We start from the raw sequence: 19,765 nt of genomic DNA on the forward strand, positions 1-19,765 counted from the left end.
CAGGTCTCAAGGAGGCAGGAGCCCAGGGAGCATGGCGGCGAGCGCCTCGACGCACTCCTCGAAAGCGTGCACTCCTCCGGCGCCTCATTAGAATCCGCGCCCCATGCAAACCCTTCAAGGATGGACGGCCCTCGTCACCGGCGCCAGCGCGGGAATCGGCGAGGCCTGTGCACTCGCCCTCTCTCAAGCGGGCGCACGGCTCGTGCTCGCGGGCCGCCGCGGTGACCGGCTCGAGGCCCTCGCGGCGAAGCTCCCCAACCCCGCCCACCCCCTCGTCCTGGACGTGCGCTCGCGCGGCGATGTCGAGGCCTCGTTCTCCTCGCTGCCCGCCGGGTTCGCCGACGTGGATGTCCTCGTGAACAACGCCGGCCTCGGACTCGGCCTCGAGCCCGCCCACGAGGCGTCGCTCGATGACTGGGAGACGATGATCGACACCAACTGCAAGGGGCTCGTCTACGTGACGCGCGCCCTGCTGCCCGGCATGGTGAAGCGCAACCGCGGGCACGTGGTGAACCTCGGCTCGGTGGCCGCCACCTACCCCTACCCCGGTGGCAACGTCTACGGCGCCACCAAGGCCTTCGTGCACCAGTTCTCCGAGAACCTGAAGGCCGACCTCGTGGGCACCCGCGTGCGCGTCACCGACATCCAGCCCGGCATGGTCGAGACCGACTTCTCGCTCGTGCGCTTCAAGGGCGATGCCCAGCGCGCCAGCAAGGTCTACGAGGGCATGGAGGCCCTCACCCCGGGAGACATCGCGGACATCATGCTCTGGGCCGTCACCCGCCCCGCCCGCGTGAACATCAACGTCGTCGAGGTCATGCCCGCCGACCAGGGCTTCGGCCCCTTCAACATCAAGCGCCGCTGAACTCCGGGAGCCATCACGTGGAGCAGGCACCTTCACAGGGAAAGAGGACGGTCCACTGCGCGGATGCCCTGGCGTGGCTGGAGGGCCAGGGAGTGCTCGCCGGGTGCTCGCTCATCACCTCGATGCCCGACGTGTCCGAGTTCCCTTCCCTGTCGCTCGCGGAGTGGAAGGAGTGGTTCATCCGTACGGCGTCGCTCGTGCTCTCGCGCTGCCCCGACGACGGCGTCACCATCTTCTACCAGACCGACATCAAGAAGGACGGGACCTGGGTCGACAAGGGATACCTCGTGCAGAAGGCCGCCGAGCAACTGGGGCACTCGCTGCTCTGGCACAAGGTGGTCTGCCGCACTCCGCCCGGCAGCATCACCTTCGGGCGGCCGGCGTACTCGCACATGCTGTGTTTCTCGCGAGGACTCCGCGCGGATCTCTCGAAGTCCACCGCCGATGTGCTCCCCCAGGCCGGTGAAGTGACGTGGACCCGGGGCATGGGCGTGCAGGCGTGCCTGGTCGCCTGCCGGTACGTGCTGGAGAACACGCCCACGCGCACCATCGTGGATCCGTTCTGTGGGCATGGCTCCGTGCTCGCGGTGGCCAACTGGCTGGGACTCGATGCCGTGGGCGTCGAGCTCAGCCGCAAGCGCGCGAAGAAGGCGCGGGCACTCCAGATGCCAATGGGCGACTCGGAGCCGTCGGAGGGCCCGGAGCCCGAGGGTGGTGACGCGGACGAGTGAGCCGGGGCTCACGGCTCACCACCTGGGACCGGTCCACCAGGCGCGATAGAATCGGAACCACTCCATGGCCTGGCCTCGCCTCCTCCGACGGTTCTCCCGCCCGCCCGTCGACATCGCCATCCTGACGGTCATCCCTCCCGAGCTCTACGCCGTCCGTCAGGCATTGGGCCTCACCGAGACCGAGGCCGCCCGCGAGACGGATGAGACGGGCACCATCTCCTACCGGGGCCCGATCCGCTCCTCGCTCACGGGGCGCGACTACGAGGTGCTGCTCACCTGCATCGGCAGGGCGGGCAACAACAACTCCGCCGCCGCCGTGCAGCAGGTCATCTCCCGCTACAAACCCCGGGCCGTGCTCCTCGTGGGCATCGCGGCGGGAATCCGCGGCAAGGTCCGCATCGGTGAAGTCGTCCTCTCCGAGCGCGTGGTGGCCTACGAATCCGCTGCCCTCGTGCGCACCCCCAAGGGCACGCGCCGCACGGAGCCGCGCCCCGAAATCCGGACCACCTCGCACGGGATGCACCAGAACGTGGTGCACTACCAGCCGGAGCCGAAGCGTCTCGATGCGCGCTTCCAGGCGCGCGACTGGAGCATCCCCCGGCCTCCCGAGGGACGCGAGAAGCTCTTCGGCGCGCACGTCGCCTCGCGGATGACCGTGAAGACGGCGACGATCGCCAGTGGCGAGAAGCTGCTGCGAGATCCGGGCAAGTTGTTGGAGCTCCGCTCGCTCGATGGCAGGACCGAAGTGGGCGAGATGGAGGCCGCCGGCCTCATGGCGGCCTGCGAGCGCAACGGCATCCCCTGGCTGGTCATCCGCGGCATCTCCGACTTCGGCGACGAGCTCAAGGATGACCATTTCCACGATTACGCCTCGCGCACGGCCGCGATCGTCCTCGCGGACTTCCTCGAGCAGGGGCTCGAGCTGCCACGTCCACCCCGGAAGGCTCCCGTGGCCGTGGGACTGGCGGTGCTCGCGCTGGCGGCGGGAGCCGGCGTGCTGGCCTGGAGCTCCTGGTCGCGGGCGGAGGGGTTGTGCGGCGAGGACCTTGGCCCGAGCCCCTTCAAGAATCCCGCGGCCACGCACCTGTTGGTGGCCGGCTTCCAGGGCTCCTCGCCCCAGCAGACGGACTTCTCCCGGACCGTGTCCGAGCAGGTGGCCCAGGCGCTCGAGCGCTTCCAGGAGGAGGAACTGCGCAACCCGAAGGAGGTGGACCTCGAGGTGCCCGAGGGCGCGTTGGAGATCCACCGCCTGAGCTGCGCGCTGGACACCCACGAGCAGGCCGAGCGCGTGGCCCGGTCACTCGGCGCGAATGTCATCCTCTGGGGCAAGGCCTTCAGCAGCCCGGCCTCCACTCCCTACGCAGTGCAACCCCGGGCCACGCTGTACAGCGAGGAGCGCAGCTTCCGCCGCAGCAGCAAACGCGCCCTGGAGCTGCCCACCCTGGGGCACCTGGATCTCCCCACCCTGCGCGCCACCGAGCCCTTCCAGCTCGTCCAGTTCGCGCTGGGGCTGCACTTCCATGAGCAGGAGCAATACGCGCTGGCGGCGCGCTTCTTCGAGAAATCCGCCGAGCATGTTCTGGAGCAGGAGCGGAACGTGGAGTCGCTCGAGTTGGTACTCGCGAGGTCCTACCTCCACCTGCCCGACTCCGAGCGCTCGCTGCGCTACAGCCGGCGGGCCCTGGAGCGGGTGCGCGGCAGCGGGAGCTCGCTGGAGGCCGCGAGCCTGTCCCTGATCGGCAAGGCCCTCGAGGAGCAGGGGGACCTCAAGGAAGCCCAGAAGCATCATTGGCAGGCACTCGCCCTCGTGCGCGAGAAGCTCGGCGAGCACCACCCCGCGCTCGTCCCCTACCTGAACAGCGTGGGCAACGGACTCCTGGCCCAGGGCGATTACACGGCGGCCCGGACCACCTTCCAGCAGGGGCTCGAGCTCGTCGAGAAGACCTACGGCCCGGAGCACCTCGAGGCGCTCCAACCCCTGAACAACCTCGGCATGGCACTCAGCGCCCAGGGACAACTGAAAGAAGCCCTGGGGTACCACCGGCGGGCACTCGCCCTCGCCGACAAGGCCCCGGGCGGGGGCAACCCCAATACCCGCGGCGTCATCCTGAACAACATCGGCCATGTGCTCGACGAGCAGGGCCACTACCCGGAAGCCCAGGCGTACTTCCAACAGGCGCTGACCCTCGCCGAGAAGACGCTCGGACGGGAGCATCCCGATGTCGCCACCGCGCTGAACAACCTCGGGCTGATGCACTACAGGCAGGGCCGCCGCGAGGAAGCCCTGGCGCATTACGAGCAGGCGCTCTCCATCTCCGAGAAGGCGCTCGGACCCGGCAATCCCCAGGTCCCGTACCTGCTGGGCAACATGGCCAGCCTGATGGACCAGGGGAATCGCGCGCAGGGCATGGCCCTGCTGCGGCGGGCCCTCGCCCTCCATGAGAAGTTCCGCGGCCGCTATCATCCAAGCCTCGTCTTCGTGCTGAACAACATCGGCACGGCCCTGGCCAGGGGCGGGGATGGTGAGGGCGCGGTGGGGCAGTTCCGCCGGGCGCTCGACATCGCCGATCAGAGCTTCGGTGATTTCCACCCGAAGACCCAGAAGGTCCGGTCCAATCTCGCGCTGACCCTGGCCGGGCTGAGCGGCTGGAACGCGGAGAAGCCCACGGGCGGCGCCATCGTGACCCGATGCTTCGGGATTTCGTGCAGGCAGTTGGTCGTGGGCGACTGGATCATCGCCATGGGGGAGACACCCCTTCGAGACCACATGCACCTGAATGAGCTGCTCAATGGCGCCGCGCTGGACGCGCCCATCACGGTGCGGCGCGAGGGGAAGACGCTCCGCCTCCACCTCGTCCCCGAGCTGGGGGAAATCGGGCACCTGCATTGGCTGGACGCGGCCAGCTTCGCTCAGATCGACGAGTTCTGAACCACGCCCTCCAGTTGGGGCCGCTCCTCCACCCCGAGGAATTCGTAGAGCGCCGTCATCACCGCGTGCGGTTGGTCCCACATGAGGAAATGCCTCGCGTGCTCCACCCGCACGAGCTTCGCGCCCGGAATCTCCCACGCCAGCCGCTCGCCCCACTTCACCGGCAGGATGGTGTCGTCCGCGCCCCAGAGCACCCGTGTGGGAACCGCCATGTGTGGCAGTCTCGGCACCAGCTCCTGTGTTTGATTCGTGTTCAGCGCCACCGCGTCGCGCACCAGGGACGTCTTTCCCACCTCCGTCGCGTATGGCGCCAGCAACCCGTCCACCACTCCGTCCGGCGGGGCCGTCGCGAAGCCCTTGCTCTTGAGCGCCAGCTTCAACATCCGCTGCAGCGCCCGCGACGAGAACCGCCGCACCACTCCCGGGTGCCCCAGTTGCACCATCAGCTCGAGGGGCCACGCGTCGAAACAGACGCTGTTCATCAAACACAGCCGGGACACCCGCCGCGGGAAGCGGATGGCCAGGTGCTGCGCGATGCCTCCGCCAATGTCGTGCCCCACCACCGCCGCGTCCCGCACGTCCAGCCGGTCCATCCACGCATCCAGCGCCTCGGCCTGCCGCGCGATGGAGCGGTCGAAGCCCTCGCGCCGGTCCGAGTACCCGTACCCCAGCAGATCCGGAATCAGCACCCGGTGCGTCAGGGACAGCGCCGGCAACAGCCCGCTCCACAGGAAGCCCCACGTGGGAATCCCATGCAGCAGCACCAGCGGCTCGCCCCGCCCCTCGTCCACATAGCTGATGAAACGCTGGCCCAGTTCCACCACCCGCTGTCTCGCCTGGTAGTCGCGCCAGTTCATCGCAACTCCTCTCCCACCACGAAGTCCGGCACCAGGCGCGCCTCCGCCGGGAAGGGCAACCGCCGCTCGATGTCCCTCACGTCGTCCACCAGCGTCGCCATCCCGAGCACCAGCACCGGCAGCCGCCACTCGCTCTGCACCGTCACCCGCTGGATGAGCTCCGCGTCCTCGCGCAGCACCTCCAGCCGCTCCTTCGACAGCGCCACCTCGTACGGCAGCCGTCTCGCCAGCCGCCTCGACGTCTCCAGCAACGCGTCACAGGCGCGCGCCCACTCCTCCGTCCTCATCCGCGGCTTCAGCCGCTCCCACGCGGCTTCCAGGTACCCCGGCCACAACGCCAGCCCCCGGAACTCTCCCGGCAACGCCGGCGGCCCCACCGACTCCTCGATGTCCTCGAAGAGTCCGCGCAGCCTCGCGTCACCCGGCCGCTTCTCCACCTCTTCCATCGCCATCATCCGCGCCGGAGCCCCCCGCTCCACCCGCTCGGCGCTCCCCAACGGCTGCAACACCCCCACGCGCTCGTCCTGCAAGGCCAGCTTCACCGCCGAGGTGAACACCAGCATCTTCGGGTTGAGGTAGTGGTACAGCTCCAGCGTCCCTCTCACGTGGTAGCGCTGGCTCTCCCCCAGCACCGCCGCCTCCCACGCGCCCAGCCGGCCCAGGCGCTCGGCGGCCTCCACCGCCTGCGCCCTCACCTCGTCCGCCGCCGACTCGAAGGCCCGCGTCTCCGTGTTCGGCCCCATCGCCTCCCACATCGCCACCAGGAAGCGCTCGAAGCCCGCCCACGTGCGCACCGTCACGTCCAACCCCGTCACCCGCAGCGTCCGCCGCATCTCGTGGAGCACCCGCTCCACCTCGCCTTGCGCCTCGTGCTCGCTCACCTGCCTGGGATTCGCCATGGACGCGCCTCCTCCGGTCGGAAGATGGACGGTGCTTCCAGGCACGGCACACGGGCACGTCCGCATGGCTGCTCCTCGGCGGGGCGGACGATGGGTGGACGCGCGGCTCCTGGAGACGAGGCTGACTTTTCTGGATGGGAGGGGCTACCCTACGTATGAAGTCAGATGTAGAGTGATCGCATGGACCGTGAATCGAGCAGTTCCTCCTGGACTCCTCTTGAAGAGGTGCGTCCGGCTGCCCATGCTCCTGGCATGGGCGGCAGTCAACAGCGCAAGGCGAGCTACGCGGATCTGGAGGCGCTCCCGGAGCACGTCGTCGGAGAGATCATCGACGGGGTGTTGTATGCCAGCCCCCGCCCCGCCCTTCCGCACGCGTACGCGGCCGGGGAGCTTTTCTTTGAGTTGATGGGCCCATTCGGAAGGGGACGAGGCGGGCCTGGAGGCTGGCAGCTGTTGATCGAACCCGAGCTGCACCTGGGCGAGGACGTGCTGGTCCCAGACATCGCGGGCTGGCGGCGTGAGCGGATGCCTCGGACTCCTCGCACGGCGGCCGCCACGCTCGCTCCCGACTGGGTGTGCGAGGTGCTCTCCCCCTCCACACGAAATTTGGACCGCAAAGCAAAGCTGCCGGTGTACGCCCGCGAGGGCGTGCGGCACGTGTGGCTGGTGGATCCGAATGCCCGCACGCTGGAGGTGTTCCGGCTGGAGGGAAACCACTACCTCCCCATGACGCCCCACTCCGGCCAGATCCGGATTCGCGCCGAGCCCTTCGAGTCATTCGAGTTGCATTTGTCACTCTTGTGGGAGGAGTGACAGACGCGGATATGACATTCCTTCCACCCCCCCTTTGACATCACGCGACCCTATGGGTTCTCCTGTTCCACACGTGACCCGGCGTGCCGGAACATCGGCGCGAGGGTTGGGGGGGTTTCAGCGATGCGGCCACAGGAAGGGCTTTTTCACTCGCCTGGAGCGTTCAGTGCTGTCGTCGTTCTCCGGCTCAGCCGTAATGCGGCGCTCCCACAATTGCGGGAGACGATCTCCGCCCTCTACGGCGAGCTGAGCGCCGCCAGGGGACTGCACACGGTGCTCGGATTGCAGCCCACGCTGCTCCCCGACACTCCCGCCTCCCCCCCGTTGCTGCCCCGCGAGGGGCCCACCGCGCGCTTTCCCTCCACCCAGTCCCACGTGCTCGTCCAGGTGAGCGCCAACGGCCGCGAGCTGCTGCTGTGGTCGCTGCGCCGCGTGCTCGCCCTCACCCAGGCGGTGCTGTACCTGGAAGAGGAGGTGCTCGGCGGCCGCATCGGCGAGGGCCGGGACGCCTTCGGTTTCCGCGACGGCCTGCTGCGCCCCACCCGCGAGCAGGTGCGGCGCGCCGCCCTCGTGCCCTCGGGGCCCCTGGCCGGCGCTTCCTGGCTGCTCTACCTGCGCTTCCAGCAGGACCTGGAGCGCTTCGGCCGCCTCAAACCCCAAGCCCAGGAGTGCGTGGTGGGCCGCACCCGCGACGGGGAGCTCGTCACGGACGCGCCCGCCGAGGCCCACATCCACCGCGTACGCGCCTCCGGCGCCGGGGAGAACCAGCTCCTCATCCGCCGCGGCTTCCCTTTCCGTCAGAGTGGCGAGGAGGGCCTGGCCTTCGTCTCCGCCTCGGCGGACCCGGAGTACTACCAGCGCTCGCTGGACGCGCTGCTCGGCGTGGGCGGCCAGACGCCGGACGCCCTGCTGCGCTACGCCCGGGCCGTGAGCGGCGGCCTCTACCTCGCGCCTCCCTCCGACTGGTTCCACGCCCCTTCCTCCCCGCGGGAGGACACCCCATGAGAGTGCTGGTCCTGGAGTGTGATGATCGGGTGTCCCGTGGGTTGGAGCGCACCCTGCGGATGCTCGGCCACGAGGTGCTCCGGCCCACCTCCGCCGCCCTGGCCCGCACCGCGCTCGAGGCGGAGCCGGCCGTGGATCTCATCCTCGCCGCCCAGCACCTGGACGCGGGCGAGACGGGCACCGGCTTCCTGCGCTGGGCCGAGGCCCATGTGCCCCAGGCACGCCGTGTCCTCATCTCCGGCACGCACTGCCCTTCCGACTTCATCGAGCAGCCCGGCCGCCAGTGGTTCCAGCCCAAGCCCTTCGGCCGCAGCGAGCTGGAGGCCCTGCTGTCCACTCCCGGACCGAGCCGCCCGCGTCCTTGAACCGTCCCCCCCACCACCCCCCGAATCAAACAGACAACAGTCCGGCTCACTGAGCTGGCGGAGGCAAGGCTGCAATGAGCTACAACGACACCCGTGGGCCCCGAGTGGTGGGTTTGACCGTGGCTTCCTCGCTCAGTGAGTACTTGATGCGCATCCAGGAGCTCGGCGCAGTGGAAGGTCCCGACGGCGCGTTGGAGATCAGCCCCGAGGTGATGCCCATCCTCGAGGCCATCCACCAGGTGCTGGCTGGCGGCACGGTGGAGGTGAAGGTGGTGCACCGGGGCAACCCGGACATCTTCAATGAGCTCAAGCGCCGCGTGGAACAGGTGGGACAAGAAGCGAACGCCATCAACAAGGCGGCGGGGTTCTACCTGACCGCGACCTTATGACCCCTCTGCCCCGCTGGCGCCAGCTCGTCCAAGACTCCTTCAAGCGCTGGGTGCGCTCGCAGGATCCCCAGGAGGTGCTGGCCGCCTCGTCGCTGCAGGCGTGGCTGAGCTCCGCTCTGGTCATCCCGGCGGTGCTGGCGCTGGCGGTGTGGGCCCCTGGGGCCAAGGGCTTCTTCGATCTGCCCTTCCTCGAGGCCCTGGCGTGCCTGACTCCCATGCTGGTGCTGGGCATCGTCTTCGCGCTGCTGCACCGGGGCCGCCAGCGCCTGGAGTGGTGGGGCTGGCTGTACCTGGTGGTGGGCACGGCCGCCCTGCAGTTCTACCTGGCCGCGCTGATGGCCCTGGCGAAGATGCCGGGAGCCATGGTGTTCGGAGCGGTGCTGCTCTTCACCACCGGCTACCACGGCCGCCTCCACCGCGTGGCGCCCTCGCAGCCCTTCCTCGCGCTGGGCTCGGCGGTGGCACTGGGGCTGGCGGCGCTGTTGTCCCGTAGCCAGGAGCACGTGGCCCTCTTCGCCGTCATGGGGCCGCTGGCCGTCCTCCTCGAGCTGTACACGGGCAGCTTCGCCCTGCGGCACGATCTCGCCCGCGCCGAGGCCGAGCAACTGCGCGCCGCCTTGCAGGCGCAGATGCTGGAGCAGCAGGAGCGCGACGTGGGCCGGCTGTCCCAGGCCATGGTGCAGATTCTCGGGTACAACCACGACATCAACAACACGTTGATGAGCGTGAGCGCCGCGGCGGACATGCTCTCGGTCATGGGCGTGCAGCGCAACACCCTGCCCCGCGCCGAGTTCGAGGAGCTGGTGCGCGAGGTCAACGAGGGGCTGGCGCGCATCCGGGAAATGGTCATCGAAATCCGCCAGAAGGGGCGGCGCTCGGTGAGCCAGGAGCCGGAGAACGTGCACCTGGTGCCGGTGCTGGAGTCGGTGCGCACGAGCCTCGGCTGGCGCTTCCCGGACGTGGACATCCAGGTGAAGGTGGAGGAGCAGGCCACGCACGCCCTGCTGCGCGGGGGCACCACCACGCTGCGGCGGGTGGTGGAGAACCTGGTGCTCAACGCGTGCGAGGGCAATGGCCAGCGGGGCGCCGCGAAGGTGGACATCCTCGCGCGCACCGAGCCGTACAGCGGGCGGCTGGAGCTGCTCATCGCCGATGACGGGCCGGGATTCCCCGCGGAGAAGCTGAAGGCCCCCATCGAGGGGCTGTCCACCACCAAGCCGAACGGCACGGGGCTGGGCCTGTACACCTCCGAGTGTCTCATCCGCGCCAGTGGCGGCACGCTGGAGCGCAACAACCGGCCCACCGGTGGAGCGCAGCTGCGCATCCTGCTGCCGCGGGAATTGAGATGAGCGCGGGCGCCGTCTTCCAGGAGGCCCTGCGCGCGCTGCGCCGGCACGGGCTTCCGGAAGACGCCGAGCGGCAGGTGCTGGCGGCGATGGAGGCGGGCCGGCCCGGGCCCCTGGCGCTGCTGTACGTGGCGGGAGCCGAGGTGGGGCTCGGGCGCGAAATGCTGCTGCGGCGCGCGGCGGGGCTCTTCTTCTGCTCGTGCGCGGCGAACCTCGCGGATGACCTGGCGGATGGCGAGTGCTCGTACCTGGAGGAGCCTCCGCGGGTGGGGCCCGGGGTGCAGTTCGCCCTGCAGTCGCTGTGTTTCGCCACGCTGGCCCGGGCGGAGCTCCCCGCCGCCGTGCTGGCCGAGGCCGCGGCGGACATGGTGACGGCGGCGGGCCTGCAGGTGCTCGAGGTGCGCACGGCCGCGTGGACGGCACCGCGCTTCAAGCAGGTGGCCGAGGGCATCGCCGGACAACAGTGGGCGCTCTACCTGCGGGTGCTGTGGGCGGGCACGGAGCGGGCCGGGCGGGCGGTGGAGGTGGGGCGGAACCTGGGCGTGGCGGCGCACGTGGCGGAGGACATCCGCGCGGGGGACGCGAGGTTCCGTGGCATGCCCGAGGAGGACCGGCGCGAGGTGGTGGCGTGGGCCCGGGAGGCAGTGGACACGGTGCGCCGCGAGGGGCTCGCGAGCCTGGACGCAGCCGTGCGCACGGTGGAGTCCCTTCTCTGAGCCCCATTTCCCCTCTCCCTGAGGGCGAGGGAGGAGTGACGGAGTCAGACTCACGCTCACCTTCCCGGATGTACAACGAGCGGGCGAGCGGCTCTCCCCCCACCATCCCCATCTTCCTCACAGAACACCGGAGGAGCACATGGAGGCAGTCGAGCAACTCGAGTCCGAGCACGCCGGGCCACTGGCCTCGGGACTGGCCGTCACCCAGGGCGTCTTCTATCTCGCCACGGGCCTGTGGCCCATCATCCACCTGCGCAGCTTCGAAGCCGTCACGGGCCCCAAGCTCGAGGGCTGGTTGGTGAAGACCGTGGGCGCCCTCATCGCCGTCGTCGGCGGCACCCTGCTGGCCGCGGGCCTCCGCCGCCGCGTCCACCCCGAGCTCATCTCCCTGGCCGCCGGCAGCGCCGCCTCGCTCGCGGCCGTGGACGTCATCTACTCGCCCCAGCGCATCTCCCCCGTGTACCTGCTGGATGCCGTCGCCGAGGGTCTCCTCGTCACCGGCTGGGGCGTGGCCGCCGCGCGTCTCTGGAAGCACCGCCCCATCCCGCCACCTCCCCAGCAATACACCTCTCCGGAGGACGCGGCCGGCTTCCCCACCTAACCCTCCTCCCGCCGTTCGCGCGCCAGCGGCCCCTGGAATACATGAATGGTCGAGGTGCCCGGCTGCTCGGGCACCTCCTGCGCGGCGATGAACTTCATCGGCGGCACCCGGGGCAGCCGCACCGTGAAGGTGCTCCCCTCCCCGGGCTGGCTTTCCACCCGGATGCGCCCGCCGTGCGCCGTGATGATGCCGTGCACCACCGCCAGCCCCAGCCCCGTCCCCTCGCCCGCCGGCTTCGTCGTGAAGAAGGGCTGGAAGAGGTTGGCCACCACCTCCGGCGCCATCCCCACCCCGGTGTCCCTCACCGTCAACACCACGTCATCCTCGCCGTCCGGCCGCGTGGACACGTACACCGTGCCCCGCCCCTTCATCGCCTGCGCCGCGTTGATGAGCAGGTTCACCACCACCTGCGAAATCTGCCTCGGGTGACCGAGCATCGGCAGCAGCTCCCCCAACTCGATCACCACGTCACACTCCGGCAGCACCCGGCTCCGGGTAATCCGCAGCGACGCCCGCACCTCCTCGTTCAGGTCGTACTCGACGAGCGCCTCGGGGTCTCCCCGCGCGAAGCGCCTCAGGTCCGCCACGATGGAGCACACCCGCTTGATGCCATCCAACGTCTGCGGCAACACCTCCGTCACGTACTCGCGCAGCGGCCCGGGCAGCTCCTGCTGATCCTTCATCTCCTGATGGAGCGTGTGGATGTTGCTCTTCACGTAGCTCATCGGGTTGTTGATTTCGTGCGCGATGCCCGCCGCCAGCATGCCCAGGCTGCTCAGCCGCTCCTGCTCGCGGGCCCGCCGGTGCGCCAGGTCCAGCTCCGCCAACGCCTTGGCCAGCTCCTGGTTGCGCTGCTCCAAGTCGTTCGTCGTGAGCTGGTTGAGGTGGATGCGCGCCTCCGAGATGCCCGCGAGCGCCACCGACATCACCAGGAAGGTGAGCGGCATGACCGGCGGACACCCCTCGAACAGCGCGAAGCCCACCACCGCCAGGAGCAACACCATCAGCCGCACCCGCGACCACATGTCGATGAACCCCCCCACCCACAGGCTGTTGAGTGGCAGGTGGATCCACACCGGAAGCGCCCACCCGGTGAAGTGGCCATAGACGGGCATGGAGACGAGCAGGTTGAACGTCATCCGGAGGGCCTCGGCCGTCCTCGCCCGCTCGGCCGGAAACCGCCGCGCGATGACGAAGTTGATGCAGGCCACCCCCACGAACATGGCCGAGATGATGCCGATGCGCTCCCACTGGCCCCAGATGGAGATCACCGCCATCACGTGGGCGGCGACGACCAGTCCGAGCACGAACAAGTCCAACCGCGCACGTATCCGGCCCGCCGCCGTCCCGGGCTCCTGCCCCTTCTCGGCTGAACGCATTCCTCCTCCAACAAGCTGTGGCCTGCGTTCCCGATGTCAGGAGACAACCCCTCCCGCCACCCGTGCGCCCACCCGGCGCGCGCCCGTATCCCCCCGACTTCCGGCGCGCAGGTTCCCCACACTGTAACAGACACGCCAGGAGGGCCACCCCCTCACCCCATCCGCCAGGAGGAGCCCAACAGCTGGCAGGAGCGCGCTCTACCAGTCCCTGCGGGAGGGACGCCCGGTGCGGCTGGAGCCCTTCGAGAAGCGCCTGCCGCCCCTAGGCGGCCAGGCTTCCCGGCCCATGAGAACGCCTGGAAGTTGGCTCCGCGAGAAGAAGGACAACTTTCTTGGAATCCCCACTTCCACCAGGGCGCGGTGTGGTGCATCTTCCACGCCCCCCGCCGCTCGGGGTGGGGTCATCCAGGAGCCCTGCATGTATCGCGCGCTCACCCTGGTGGGTTTGCTGCTCTCTTCCCTACCCGTGGAAGCGCAGGGACGCCCCCCGTCCGCCATGGAGGCCGAGGTGCTCGCCCGGCGCCTGGGGGAGACGACCTGGGGCATGGAGGAGCTGCTCGCCGGCAAGGTGGAGCAGGTGACCATCTCCCTCCGGGTGGAGGAGCTCGATGGGGACGGCAACGTGAAGCACACCCAGGAGCGGGTGGACCGCGTCACGGTGAAGGACGGCCAGCACCACCGGGAAGTGCTCCAGGCGCGCAAGGACGGCCAGGACGCCACCGCGGCCCTGCGCAAGGACCTGGAGGAGCGCCAGCGCAAGGGCGAGGTGCGCACCGCGTTCAACTCGGTGAACCTGCCCTTCGCCGCCTCGCACCTGGCGCAGCACCGCTTCTCGCTGGCGGGCCCGGACCCGCGCGAGCCCCACAAGCTGCGGCTGCGCTTCGAGCCTCGCGCCGATGACACCAAGGCCCCCTCCGTCCACAAGGGCGAGGCGCTGGTGGACCCCAGCTCGGGCCAGTTGCTGCGCCTCGTCTACAGCCCCACGGCGCTGCCGGACATGGCGAACCGGGTGGACGTGCGCATGGACTTCCGCGCCCAGCCCGGCATGGGCCAGGTGCTCGACACCCTCCACGTGGACGCCGAGGGCGGCTTCCTCTTCTACAAGAAGCACCTGCGCATCACCGCGCGCTACTCCAACCTCGTGCTCGCCAAGGCCCAGGCCTCCCGCTAGCCCCCCGCGAATGCGTGCCCCTGAGAAAAGGCGCTGAGACCGCGGCCATTTCCCCTCGCCCTCCGGGAGAGGGACGGGGTGAGGGTGCCACGCATCCCGGGTTGAACTCCCTGTCCACAATACGGGCCACGGGTTGAAGAACGGGGACAGATACCCTCACCCCGTCCCTCTCCCGAGGGGAGAGGGGATATCGGTCACAGTCCTGAAAGGGATTAGCTTCGCGTGTCCTCCCACACCGTCTCTGGCGCCGGCTCCGCCACGTTCAGGAAGACGCGGAAGGAACTCCCCTCGCCCACGAGACTGTCCACCGTCATCACCCCGCCCAGCCCGCGGATGATGTCGTGGCATAGCGACAGGCCCAGGCCCGTGCCCTCGCCCACGGGCTTGGTGGTGAAGAAGGGCTCGAAGATGCGCTCGAGGTGCTCGGCGGGAATCCCACAGCCGGTGTCCCGCACCTCCACCACCGCCGCCGAGGGCCCCAACCGGCGCGTCACCAGATGGATGTCCCCGCCCTCCGGCGGCAGCGCCTGCGCCGCGTTGACGAGCAGGTTGGTGAAGACCTGGGCCAGCTGCACGCCATGGCCGAGCACCCGCGGCACCTCGCCATAGTCGCGCAACACCCGGACACCGCCGCCCAGCCGCCCCGAGGCCATCCGGAGGGCGCTCTCCAGCACCTCGTGCAGCGCCAGCGGCCGCAGAGCCACGGCGTCCCCTCGGGAGAGGGATTGGAGGCTCTGGACGATGAGCCGCATGCGCTCGGTGCCCTCGCGCGCTTCGGAGAGCGCCTCCAGCAGCTCGCGCCGTTCGTCCTCGGGCAGAGGCAGCCGGCACAGCTCGGTGCCGATGAAACCGAGGTTGCCCGCGACGTACGCGAGCGGGTTGTTGATTTCATGCGCCACGCCCGCGGCGAGCCGGCCGATGGAGGCCAGCCGCTCGTTGAGCCGCAGCCGCGCCTCGGTCTCCCGCTGCTCGGTGATGTCGCGCACGGTGACGGCGAGGCAGTCGCCCACGGCGCGCACCTGCCGGCGGAACCAGCGGCGCCCCAACCCGCGAACCACCTGCTCCACCTCCGCGTCATGTGGCTCGCCGGTCCGCCAGACCTGCTCGCACAGGGACGGAGGCGCGAGGAAGGTGGCATGAGGGAAATCGGAGAGCAGCCGCCCTTCCGCGCCGCGAGCCGCGTGGCCCAGCAGCGACTCGGCGCGGGCATTGAGGTGCAGCAGGCGCGGGCTCCCGCCCCCTTCGATTCCGAGGAGGAAGAACGCATCGGGGCTGCCGCTGGCCGCCGCCCGGAAGAGCGCCTCGTTCCGGCGGCGGGCCGCCTCGCTCCTGCGATGGGGCAGCAGGTCCCTCGCGAGGCCGAACATCCCCACCAGCGTCCCATCCGCCCGGCGCAACTGACCCTTGGTGGAGAACCACTCGCGCTCGACTCCCGCCGTCCGCTCGCGAATCTCGATGGACAGGGGATGACCGGAGAGCAGCGCCCGCTGATCGAGCTCCCGGGTGCGCCGCGCCTCCTCCGAGGGCAGCAGCTCGTCGTCCGTGTGGCCGAGGATGTCCTCCACGGACAGGCCGAGGTAGAGCGCTCCGGCGCTGTTGATGAAGGTGTAGCGCCCCTGGAGATCCTTGGTGAAGACCGCGTCCGGCAGGGCCTCGGCGAGGGCGAGGAAGAGCTCCTGGTAGGGAAGATCGGCGGGCGCGGACCTCTGCTCCCATACGGCCTCTCCCACCGTTGCCGGCATGCCTTCCGCGACGAGCGCCTCGTTCATGAGACAACGGAAGTAGGCATCGGACCGTGCGCCGAGAAGTCCAACCCCTGAAAAATCTGCGGTCTCCGTGTCTGGCATCCGACGGTTGACCTGCCCTTGAGGGTAGGGGCGCATGCGTGGCGCAGCAGAGCGAGCCGGAAGCCTGTCGGGGTGTACGGGGTGGCTGGCACACGCCTCGCGGCTGGAATGAGACGGCCGCCCGCTTGCCGTCTTCACGAGCCTGCCCAAAGTGACCTTTCATGTCGGCTTCACGTTGCCAACTTTTAAAGTCACCTTTAGACTGTATGCATGGGCCATGATTCGCTCGACAGCCGCTGGGCACCGCTTGAAGAAGCACTTTCGACTCCCCATGCTCCGGGCATGAGCGGGTCGAGGCGCAAGGCCACCTACGAAGACCTGGAGGCCGTCCCCCCCAACTGCGTGGGGGAGATCGTCGATGGCGAGCTGTACGTGAGCCCTCGCCCGGCCTCGCCTCATTTTAGAGCCGCCTCCCGGCTCGGAATGCGTCTGGGAGGACCCTTCGACCTCGGAGAGGGAGGACCTGGAGGCTGGCTCATCGTGTACGAGCCCGAGCTGCACCTCGGAAACGATGCCCTGGTGCCGGACCTGGCAGGCTGGCGCCGGGAGCGCATGCCGGAAATGCCGCACGCTGCGGCCATTACCCTGGCTCCCGACTGGGTGTGCGAGGTGCTCTCGCCCTCCACTGCGGTGCTGGACCGGGAAGAGAAGATGAAGGCCTATGCCCGCGAAGGCGTGAGCCACCTGTGGTTGGTGGAGCCACTCCAGCAGGCGCTGGAGGTCTACCGGCTGGAGCGGCGGCGCTGGAGCCGGCAGGGCCATTGGAGCGGCGAGGCCACCGTGCACGCCGAGCCCTTCGCGGTGCTCCCCCTGAAGCTCGCCACGCTCTGGGAGCGCTGACCCGGGGGAGTGCACCCCTCACGCACGCGGCGCGGTCCAGATCTCCGTCAGCTTCCGGGCCACCACGGAGCCACCGAACCGCTCGGCGGCGGCCCGGGCGAGCCGGGGCCTGTCATTCAAATGGAAGGCCCGCTCCACGGCCTCGGCGAGGCTTCGCGCGGACAGGTCTCCCGCGATCTCCCCCAGCCCACCCTCGAGCATGAAGGGGAAGGGGTAGACGGGGAAGGTGACCACGGGCGTGCCGCACAGGAGCGACTCCACGGCGGCATAGCCCCACTCCTCGTAGAGGCTGGGGAAGAGGAAGACATCCGCGGAACGCATGTGAGCCTGGACTCGCGCGGCCGGGAGCGGACCGGTGAAGCGCACGTCGATGCCCTCCGGCAGGGTGCGAGCCAGCGCCTGGAGCCGCTCCGGGTTCTTTCCAATCACCTCCAACTGGAGCCGCCAGCCGCGCGGCGCGAGGTAACGCAGGGACTCCAGCGCGAGGAGGAGGTTCTTCCGCGGATGGGACAGGTCTCCGCTGCAGATGAGCAGCCGCTTGAGGTCCGCCGCGCGCCGCTCTTGTACCGGGGACGGGGGCGGGCGCGCCACGTGAACGGGCGGAGGGCAGAGCATGGCCTGGATGCCCTGGGAGCGGAGCTGGGCGGAGAGCGAAGGCGTCGGAGCCACGACGCAGTCCGAGGCACGGTAGCCCTCCACATCGCCGAGGTAGTGGGAGAACGACTTGAGGGTCATCACCATCCGCCGGAGGAGGTTGCCGCCCCGGGTATGCCGCCAGGTCTCCACGGCGCGACGCACCGGCTCGTGAGGGTAGAACCAGGCGGCCGAGACGAGTCTGCGGGTGAAGGGGCGGATGGCGGGGGCCAGACCCGGACGGTTGAGGTGGACCACGTCGAAGCGCTGCCCTGTGCGGGCGAGTGCCGAGGCCAGCCCGCGCTCGAGCCGGCGCCGCTCGAGCCGGGGCCAGAAGCGCGCCGCCAGACGAGCCACCCGGCCAGGAGGAGCGATGTCGAGTTCCAGGATGCGGACCCCGGCCAGTCCGAGGCCCGTGCGGAGACGGGAGGCAGCGGGCGTCGTGACAGCCAGTGTCACCTCGTGCCCGGCGGCCACGGCGCTGGCCGCGACCTGCTCCGAGTAGGTGTCGATGCCGTTGAACCCGCCTTCATGCACCCCGACGAGCAACCGCAACTGGGAGACGCCTTCGGACTGGCCAGGAGCATCCACATCGGCCTCCTCTGAGGAGCGCTGAGCGCGAGAGGAGGGATGTAGTGCTCCCTGTTCCTACTGCCCTCCTGCCCGCCAGGACGGAGTGAGCGTGAAGGTTTCCAGGCAGACAGCAGTGTCGCGCATGGACTCAGCGGACGTCTGCTATTGCATGCATGAGAATGCTTTTCCCACCGCGCGAGAGTGCACGGAGACGTCTCTCAGGTAGCAACAGTGGCTCACGGTTGGATGGACTGTGGCTCACGCGGCTTTCGCGAGCGCGCCGAGACTGGCACGTAGCACTTGCCCTGGTACTCGGCGAAATCTTCTCCACAGGGCGGACGTTTTTCGAGCGCCAACCAGCAGCCACCGCTGAGTTCCACCTCGGACCGGTTGGACCTGCACGGCGCCTTCGCCTGGTCACTGAACGGCTTCGCCGGCAGGGGATAGGTGATGCCCACCGGGCGTTCGTCACCCGTGTCCACCAGCGTGGGCGCGCGGCCCTCCTCCACCACCTCGACCACGACCCCGCCGTCTTCGTGTTGCTCGCCCCGCTGGTTGTCGAAGTAGGCCCGCACGTGTGCCGCGATCATCAACAGCACCAGGGCCACGACGAGCAGCTCGACGCTGTAATCCAATCCCTTCTCCAGCACCCGGCGCGCGGCCACGGTCCATCGCTTCAGCCGCCCCTCCGGTGGGTGCGTCAGGTGATGGCGCGCTTCGTCGCTCCACTCCATCCGCTCCATCATGCGGGTGAGCACCTCGAAGAGCCCCGCCAGTCCCGCAGGCCCTCCCGTGGCCGGCGCCTGTTCCACCTCCAGCGCCACGTAGGGCGGCCGCTCCCGGGCCGTGACGCGCACCGTCCAATCCTCCTCGGACGCCCCACCCTCTTCAGATCCCGGCACCAACACCAACGCGGGCATCTCCGTATGAACGTTGTGCGCCTCATAGAGCCGGCCCAGCTCGCCCTCCGCGCCCTTGCTCCCGTGCCGCCTGCCGAGCCGATACGGCCCCAGCCTCCCACCCTTCCCGCGCTTCGCGTCCGCCATGCGAGTGCCTCCTCTCGCCCGCTTCTACACCTCCGGGCTCAGCCCGTCGCCCGTCCACTCCCTGGACTCCGCGCATCGGCCTCCCGCTGAAAAGGGAGGCATCGCTCGCATGGCGCGCCCCGGCTCACGCGCCAGGCCGCAGGTGCATCAGCCCGCCTCGACGAGCGCCGCGAGTCTCTCGAGTGACAACCGCCAGCCGGTCTCGTTATCGGCGGGGGACACGCCGCTCGGCACCCCATCGTGTACGGCGATGACATCGGTGCCACCGTCCGCATCGACGAGCGAGATCGTGAGCGTCATCTCGCCGCGCAGCGCGGGATCCGCCGTCTCGAACTCGATCGTTTCGACCACCTGCTCGTCCGGCACGAGCTTCACGAAGCGGCCATGATACGTGTCGGTGTGCGCGGTCGTCTTGCCGGTCCCGGTCGGCTCATCGTACGTGAGCGAGATGCGGATCGAGCCACCTTCGCGGGGCTCGAATACATGCACGTGGCTGGTCATGCCGGGCGGCACCCTCCACGCCGCGATCGCTCGCGCATCGACAAGTGCGCGATACACACGCGCGCGGGGCGCCTTCACATGCCGGCTGATACGGGTCGTGCTCATGCCCGAACGCTAGCACGCGCGGAAGGCTCGCCCAGCTTCCACGCCGGGCGAGACCACTCGCACCAGCGTCGCTCCTGATGACCGGACACCCGACCTGAATCCAGCCGGGAAAGGCCCCCCCTCGGCCGCAGGAAGCATCTCCGAACACGCCCAC

At 69.5% G+C, this 19,765-nt stretch carries 19 protein-coding genes; 12 read left to right on the top strand and 7 right to left on the bottom strand.

Going from position 1 to position 19,765, the window contains the following annotated elements; all coding sequences use genetic code 11:
• Window positions 1-103 precede the first annotated feature (103 nt).
• The 3 genes from BO221_RS06660 (at window position 104) to BO221_RS06670 (ending at window position 4,525) form a co-directional block, all read left to right on the top strand.
• The gene (locus tag BO221_RS06660) at window positions 104-865 is read left to right on the top strand and encodes an SDR family oxidoreductase (protein WP_073559539.1); all 762 of its coding nucleotides are present in this window, start codon (window positions 104-106) and stop codon (window positions 863-865) included.
• 17 nt (window positions 866-882) lie between these two features.
• Window positions 883-1,596, top strand: a complete 714-nt coding sequence (locus BO221_RS06665) for an SAM-dependent methyltransferase (protein ID WP_233165750.1) — start codon at window positions 883-885, stop codon at window positions 1,594-1,596.
• 64 nt (window positions 1,597-1,660) lie between these two features.
• On the top strand, window positions 1,661-4,525 hold the full coding sequence (locus BO221_RS06670) for a tetratricopeptide repeat protein (protein ID WP_073559541.1): 2,865 nt from the start codon (window positions 1,661-1,663) through the stop codon (window positions 4,523-4,525).
• On the opposite strand, the gene BO221_RS06675 is transcribed toward BO221_RS06670, so the two are convergent.
• Window positions 4,507-5,382 carry an alpha/beta fold hydrolase gene (locus tag BO221_RS06675; protein WP_073559542.1) on the bottom strand — a complete coding sequence of 292 codons (876 nt, stop codon included), beginning with the start codon at window positions 5,380-5,382 and terminating at the stop codon, window positions 4,507-4,509. The two genes, BO221_RS06670 and BO221_RS06675, sit on opposite strands and share 19 nt — an antisense overlap.
• Entirely contained in the window at window positions 5,379-6,281 is a 903-nt protein-coding gene (locus tag BO221_RS06680) for a halocarboxylic acid dehydrogenase DehI family protein (RefSeq protein WP_073559543.1), read from the bottom strand. Before BO221_RS06680 ends, BO221_RS06675 begins: the two co-directional genes overlap by 4 nt.
• 252 nt (window positions 6,282-6,533) lie before the next feature.
• Between BO221_RS06680 and BO221_RS06685 the strand changes: the two genes are divergently transcribed.
• From BO221_RS06685 to BO221_RS06715, 7 genes are all read left to right on the top strand, one after another.
• Window positions 6,534-7,094 carry a Uma2 family endonuclease gene (locus tag BO221_RS06685; protein WP_083680800.1) on the top strand — a complete coding sequence of 187 codons (561 nt, stop codon included), beginning with the start codon at window positions 6,534-6,536 and terminating at the stop codon, window positions 7,092-7,094.
• Window positions 7,095-7,307: 213 nt separating this feature from the next.
• Window positions 7,308-8,099, top strand: coding sequence for a Dyp-type peroxidase domain-containing protein (locus tag BO221_RS06690; RefSeq protein WP_073559545.1), 792 nt, complete (start codon window positions 7,308-7,310; stop codon window positions 8,097-8,099).
• Entirely contained in the window at window positions 8,096-8,464 is a 369-nt protein-coding gene (locus tag BO221_RS06695) for a response regulator (protein ID WP_073559546.1), read from the top strand. Before BO221_RS06690 ends, BO221_RS06695 begins: the two co-directional genes overlap by 4 nt.
• Before the next feature lie 74 nt (window positions 8,465-8,538).
• Window positions 8,539-8,853 (top strand): hypothetical protein, encoded by a 315-nt coding sequence (locus BO221_RS06700; protein ID WP_083680802.1) that lies wholly within the window; start codon window positions 8,539-8,541, stop codon window positions 8,851-8,853.
• Entirely contained in the window at window positions 8,850-10,202 is a 1,353-nt protein-coding gene (locus BO221_RS06705; RefSeq protein WP_073559547.1) for a sensor histidine kinase, read from the top strand. The genes BO221_RS06700 and BO221_RS06705 overlap by 4 nt, the downstream gene beginning before the upstream one ends.
• Window positions 10,199-10,915, top strand: a complete 717-nt coding sequence (locus BO221_RS06710; RefSeq protein WP_073559548.1) for a hypothetical protein — start codon at window positions 10,199-10,201, stop codon at window positions 10,913-10,915. Before BO221_RS06705 ends, BO221_RS06710 begins: the two co-directional genes overlap by 4 nt.
• Window positions 10,916-11,054: 139 nt before the next feature.
• On the top strand, window positions 11,055-11,516 hold the full coding sequence (locus tag BO221_RS06715) for a hypothetical protein (RefSeq protein ID WP_073559549.1): 462 nt from the start codon (window positions 11,055-11,057) through the stop codon (window positions 11,514-11,516).
• On the opposite strand, the gene BO221_RS06720 is transcribed toward BO221_RS06715, so the two are convergent.
• Complete coding sequence (locus tag BO221_RS06720) at window positions 11,513-12,895, bottom strand: sensor histidine kinase (protein WP_073559550.1); 1,383 nt, start codon at window positions 12,893-12,895, stop codon at window positions 11,513-11,515. The two genes, BO221_RS06715 and BO221_RS06720, sit on opposite strands and share 4 nt — an antisense overlap.
• A 418-nt stretch (window positions 12,896-13,313) precedes the next feature.
• Between BO221_RS06720 and BO221_RS06725 the strand changes: the two genes are divergently transcribed.
• On the top strand, window positions 13,314-14,066 hold the full coding sequence (locus BO221_RS06725; RefSeq protein ID WP_073559551.1) for a hypothetical protein: 753 nt from the start codon (window positions 13,314-13,316) through the stop codon (window positions 14,064-14,066).
• 212 nt (window positions 14,067-14,278) lie between these two features.
• Here BO221_RS06725 and BO221_RS06730 read toward each other — a convergent pair whose 3' ends face one another.
• Complete coding sequence (locus BO221_RS06730) at window positions 14,279-15,835, bottom strand: ATP-binding protein (protein ID WP_073559552.1); 1,557 nt, start codon at window positions 15,833-15,835, stop codon at window positions 14,279-14,281.
• Window positions 15,836-16,195: 360 nt separating this feature from the next.
• Between BO221_RS06730 and BO221_RS06735 the strand changes: the two genes are divergently transcribed.
• Window positions 16,196-16,753, top strand: coding sequence for a Uma2 family endonuclease (locus BO221_RS06735; RefSeq protein ID WP_073559553.1), 558 nt, complete (start codon window positions 16,196-16,198; stop codon window positions 16,751-16,753).
• Between the two features lie 18 nt (window positions 16,754-16,771).
• Here BO221_RS06735 and BO221_RS06740 read toward each other — a convergent pair whose 3' ends face one another.
• The 3 genes from BO221_RS06740 to BO221_RS06750 all read right to left on the bottom strand — a co-directional run bounded on the left by BO221_RS06740 (window position 16,772) and on the right by BO221_RS06750 (window position 19,611).
• Entirely contained in the window at window positions 16,772-17,977 is a 1,206-nt protein-coding gene (locus tag BO221_RS06740) for a glycosyltransferase family 4 protein (RefSeq protein WP_073559554.1), read from the bottom strand.
• Between the two features lie 218 nt (window positions 17,978-18,195).
• On the bottom strand, window positions 18,196-19,005 hold the full coding sequence (locus BO221_RS06745; protein ID WP_073559555.1) for a hypothetical protein: 810 nt from the start codon (window positions 19,003-19,005) through the stop codon (window positions 18,196-18,198).
• A gap of 147 nt (window positions 19,006-19,152) precedes the next feature.
• A complete protein-coding gene (locus BO221_RS06750) occupies window positions 19,153-19,611 on the bottom strand; it encodes an SRPBCC family protein (protein WP_073559556.1) in 459 nt (152 codons plus the stop codon).
• Window positions 19,612-19,765: the final 154 nt, after the last annotated feature.

This window comes from Archangium sp. Cb G35 (genome assembly GCF_001896145.1).
Taxonomy (GTDB): Bacteria; Myxococcota; Myxococcia; order Myxococcales; family Myxococcaceae; genus Archangium; species Archangium violaceum.

What these genes read in the sequence shown, in the direction of transcription:
- BO221_RS06720 (WP_073559550.1), bottom strand. Translation starts at nt 12,895, where the DNA reads ATGCGTTCAGCCGAGAAGGGGCAGGAGCCCGGGACGGCGGCGGGCCGG.
- BO221_RS06715 (WP_073559549.1), top strand. Translation starts at nt 11,055, where the DNA reads ATGGAGGCAGTCGAGCAACTCGAGTCCGAGCACGCCGGGCCACTGGCC.
- BO221_RS06745 (WP_073559555.1), bottom strand. Translation starts at nt 19,005, where the DNA reads ATGGCGGACGCGAAGCGCGGGAAGGGTGGGAGGCTGGGGCCGTATCGG.
- BO221_RS06675 (WP_073559542.1), bottom strand. Translation starts at nt 5,382, where the DNA reads ATGAACTGGCGCGACTACCAGGCGAGACAGCGGGTGGTGGAACTGGGC.
- BO221_RS06685 (WP_083680800.1), top strand. Translation starts at nt 6,534, where the DNA reads ATGGGCGGCAGTCAACAGCGCAAGGCGAGCTACGCGGATCTGGAGGCG.
- BO221_RS06710 (WP_073559548.1), top strand. Translation starts at nt 10,199, where the DNA reads ATGAGCGCGGGCGCCGTCTTCCAGGAGGCCCTGCGCGCGCTGCGCCGG.
- BO221_RS06680 (WP_073559543.1), bottom strand. Translation starts at nt 6,281, where the DNA reads ATGGCGAATCCCAGGCAGGTGAGCGAGCACGAGGCGCAAGGCGAGGTG.
- BO221_RS06700 (WP_083680802.1), top strand. Translation starts at nt 8,539, where the DNA reads ATGAGCTACAACGACACCCGTGGGCCCCGAGTGGTGGGTTTGACCGTG.
- BO221_RS06730 (WP_073559552.1), bottom strand. Translation starts at nt 15,835, where the DNA reads ATGAACGAGGCGCTCGTCGCGGAAGGCATGCCGGCAACGGTGGGAGAG.
- BO221_RS06660 (WP_073559539.1), top strand. Translation starts at nt 104, where the DNA reads ATGCAAACCCTTCAAGGATGGACGGCCCTCGTCACCGGCGCCAGCGCG.
- BO221_RS06695 (WP_073559546.1), top strand. Translation starts at nt 8,096, where the DNA reads ATGAGAGTGCTGGTCCTGGAGTGTGATGATCGGGTGTCCCGTGGGTTG.
- BO221_RS06735 (WP_073559553.1), top strand. Translation starts at nt 16,196, where the DNA reads ATGAGCGGGTCGAGGCGCAAGGCCACCTACGAAGACCTGGAGGCCGTC.
- BO221_RS06670 (WP_073559541.1), top strand. Translation starts at nt 1,661, where the DNA reads ATGGCCTGGCCTCGCCTCCTCCGACGGTTCTCCCGCCCGCCCGTCGAC.
- BO221_RS06750 (WP_073559556.1), bottom strand. Translation starts at nt 19,611, where the DNA reads ATGAGCACGACCCGTATCAGCCGGCATGTGAAGGCGCCCCGCGCGCGT.
- BO221_RS06705 (WP_073559547.1), top strand. Translation starts at nt 8,850, where the DNA reads ATGACCCCTCTGCCCCGCTGGCGCCAGCTCGTCCAAGACTCCTTCAAG.
- BO221_RS06725 (WP_073559551.1), top strand. Translation starts at nt 13,314, where the DNA reads ATGTATCGCGCGCTCACCCTGGTGGGTTTGCTGCTCTCTTCCCTACCC.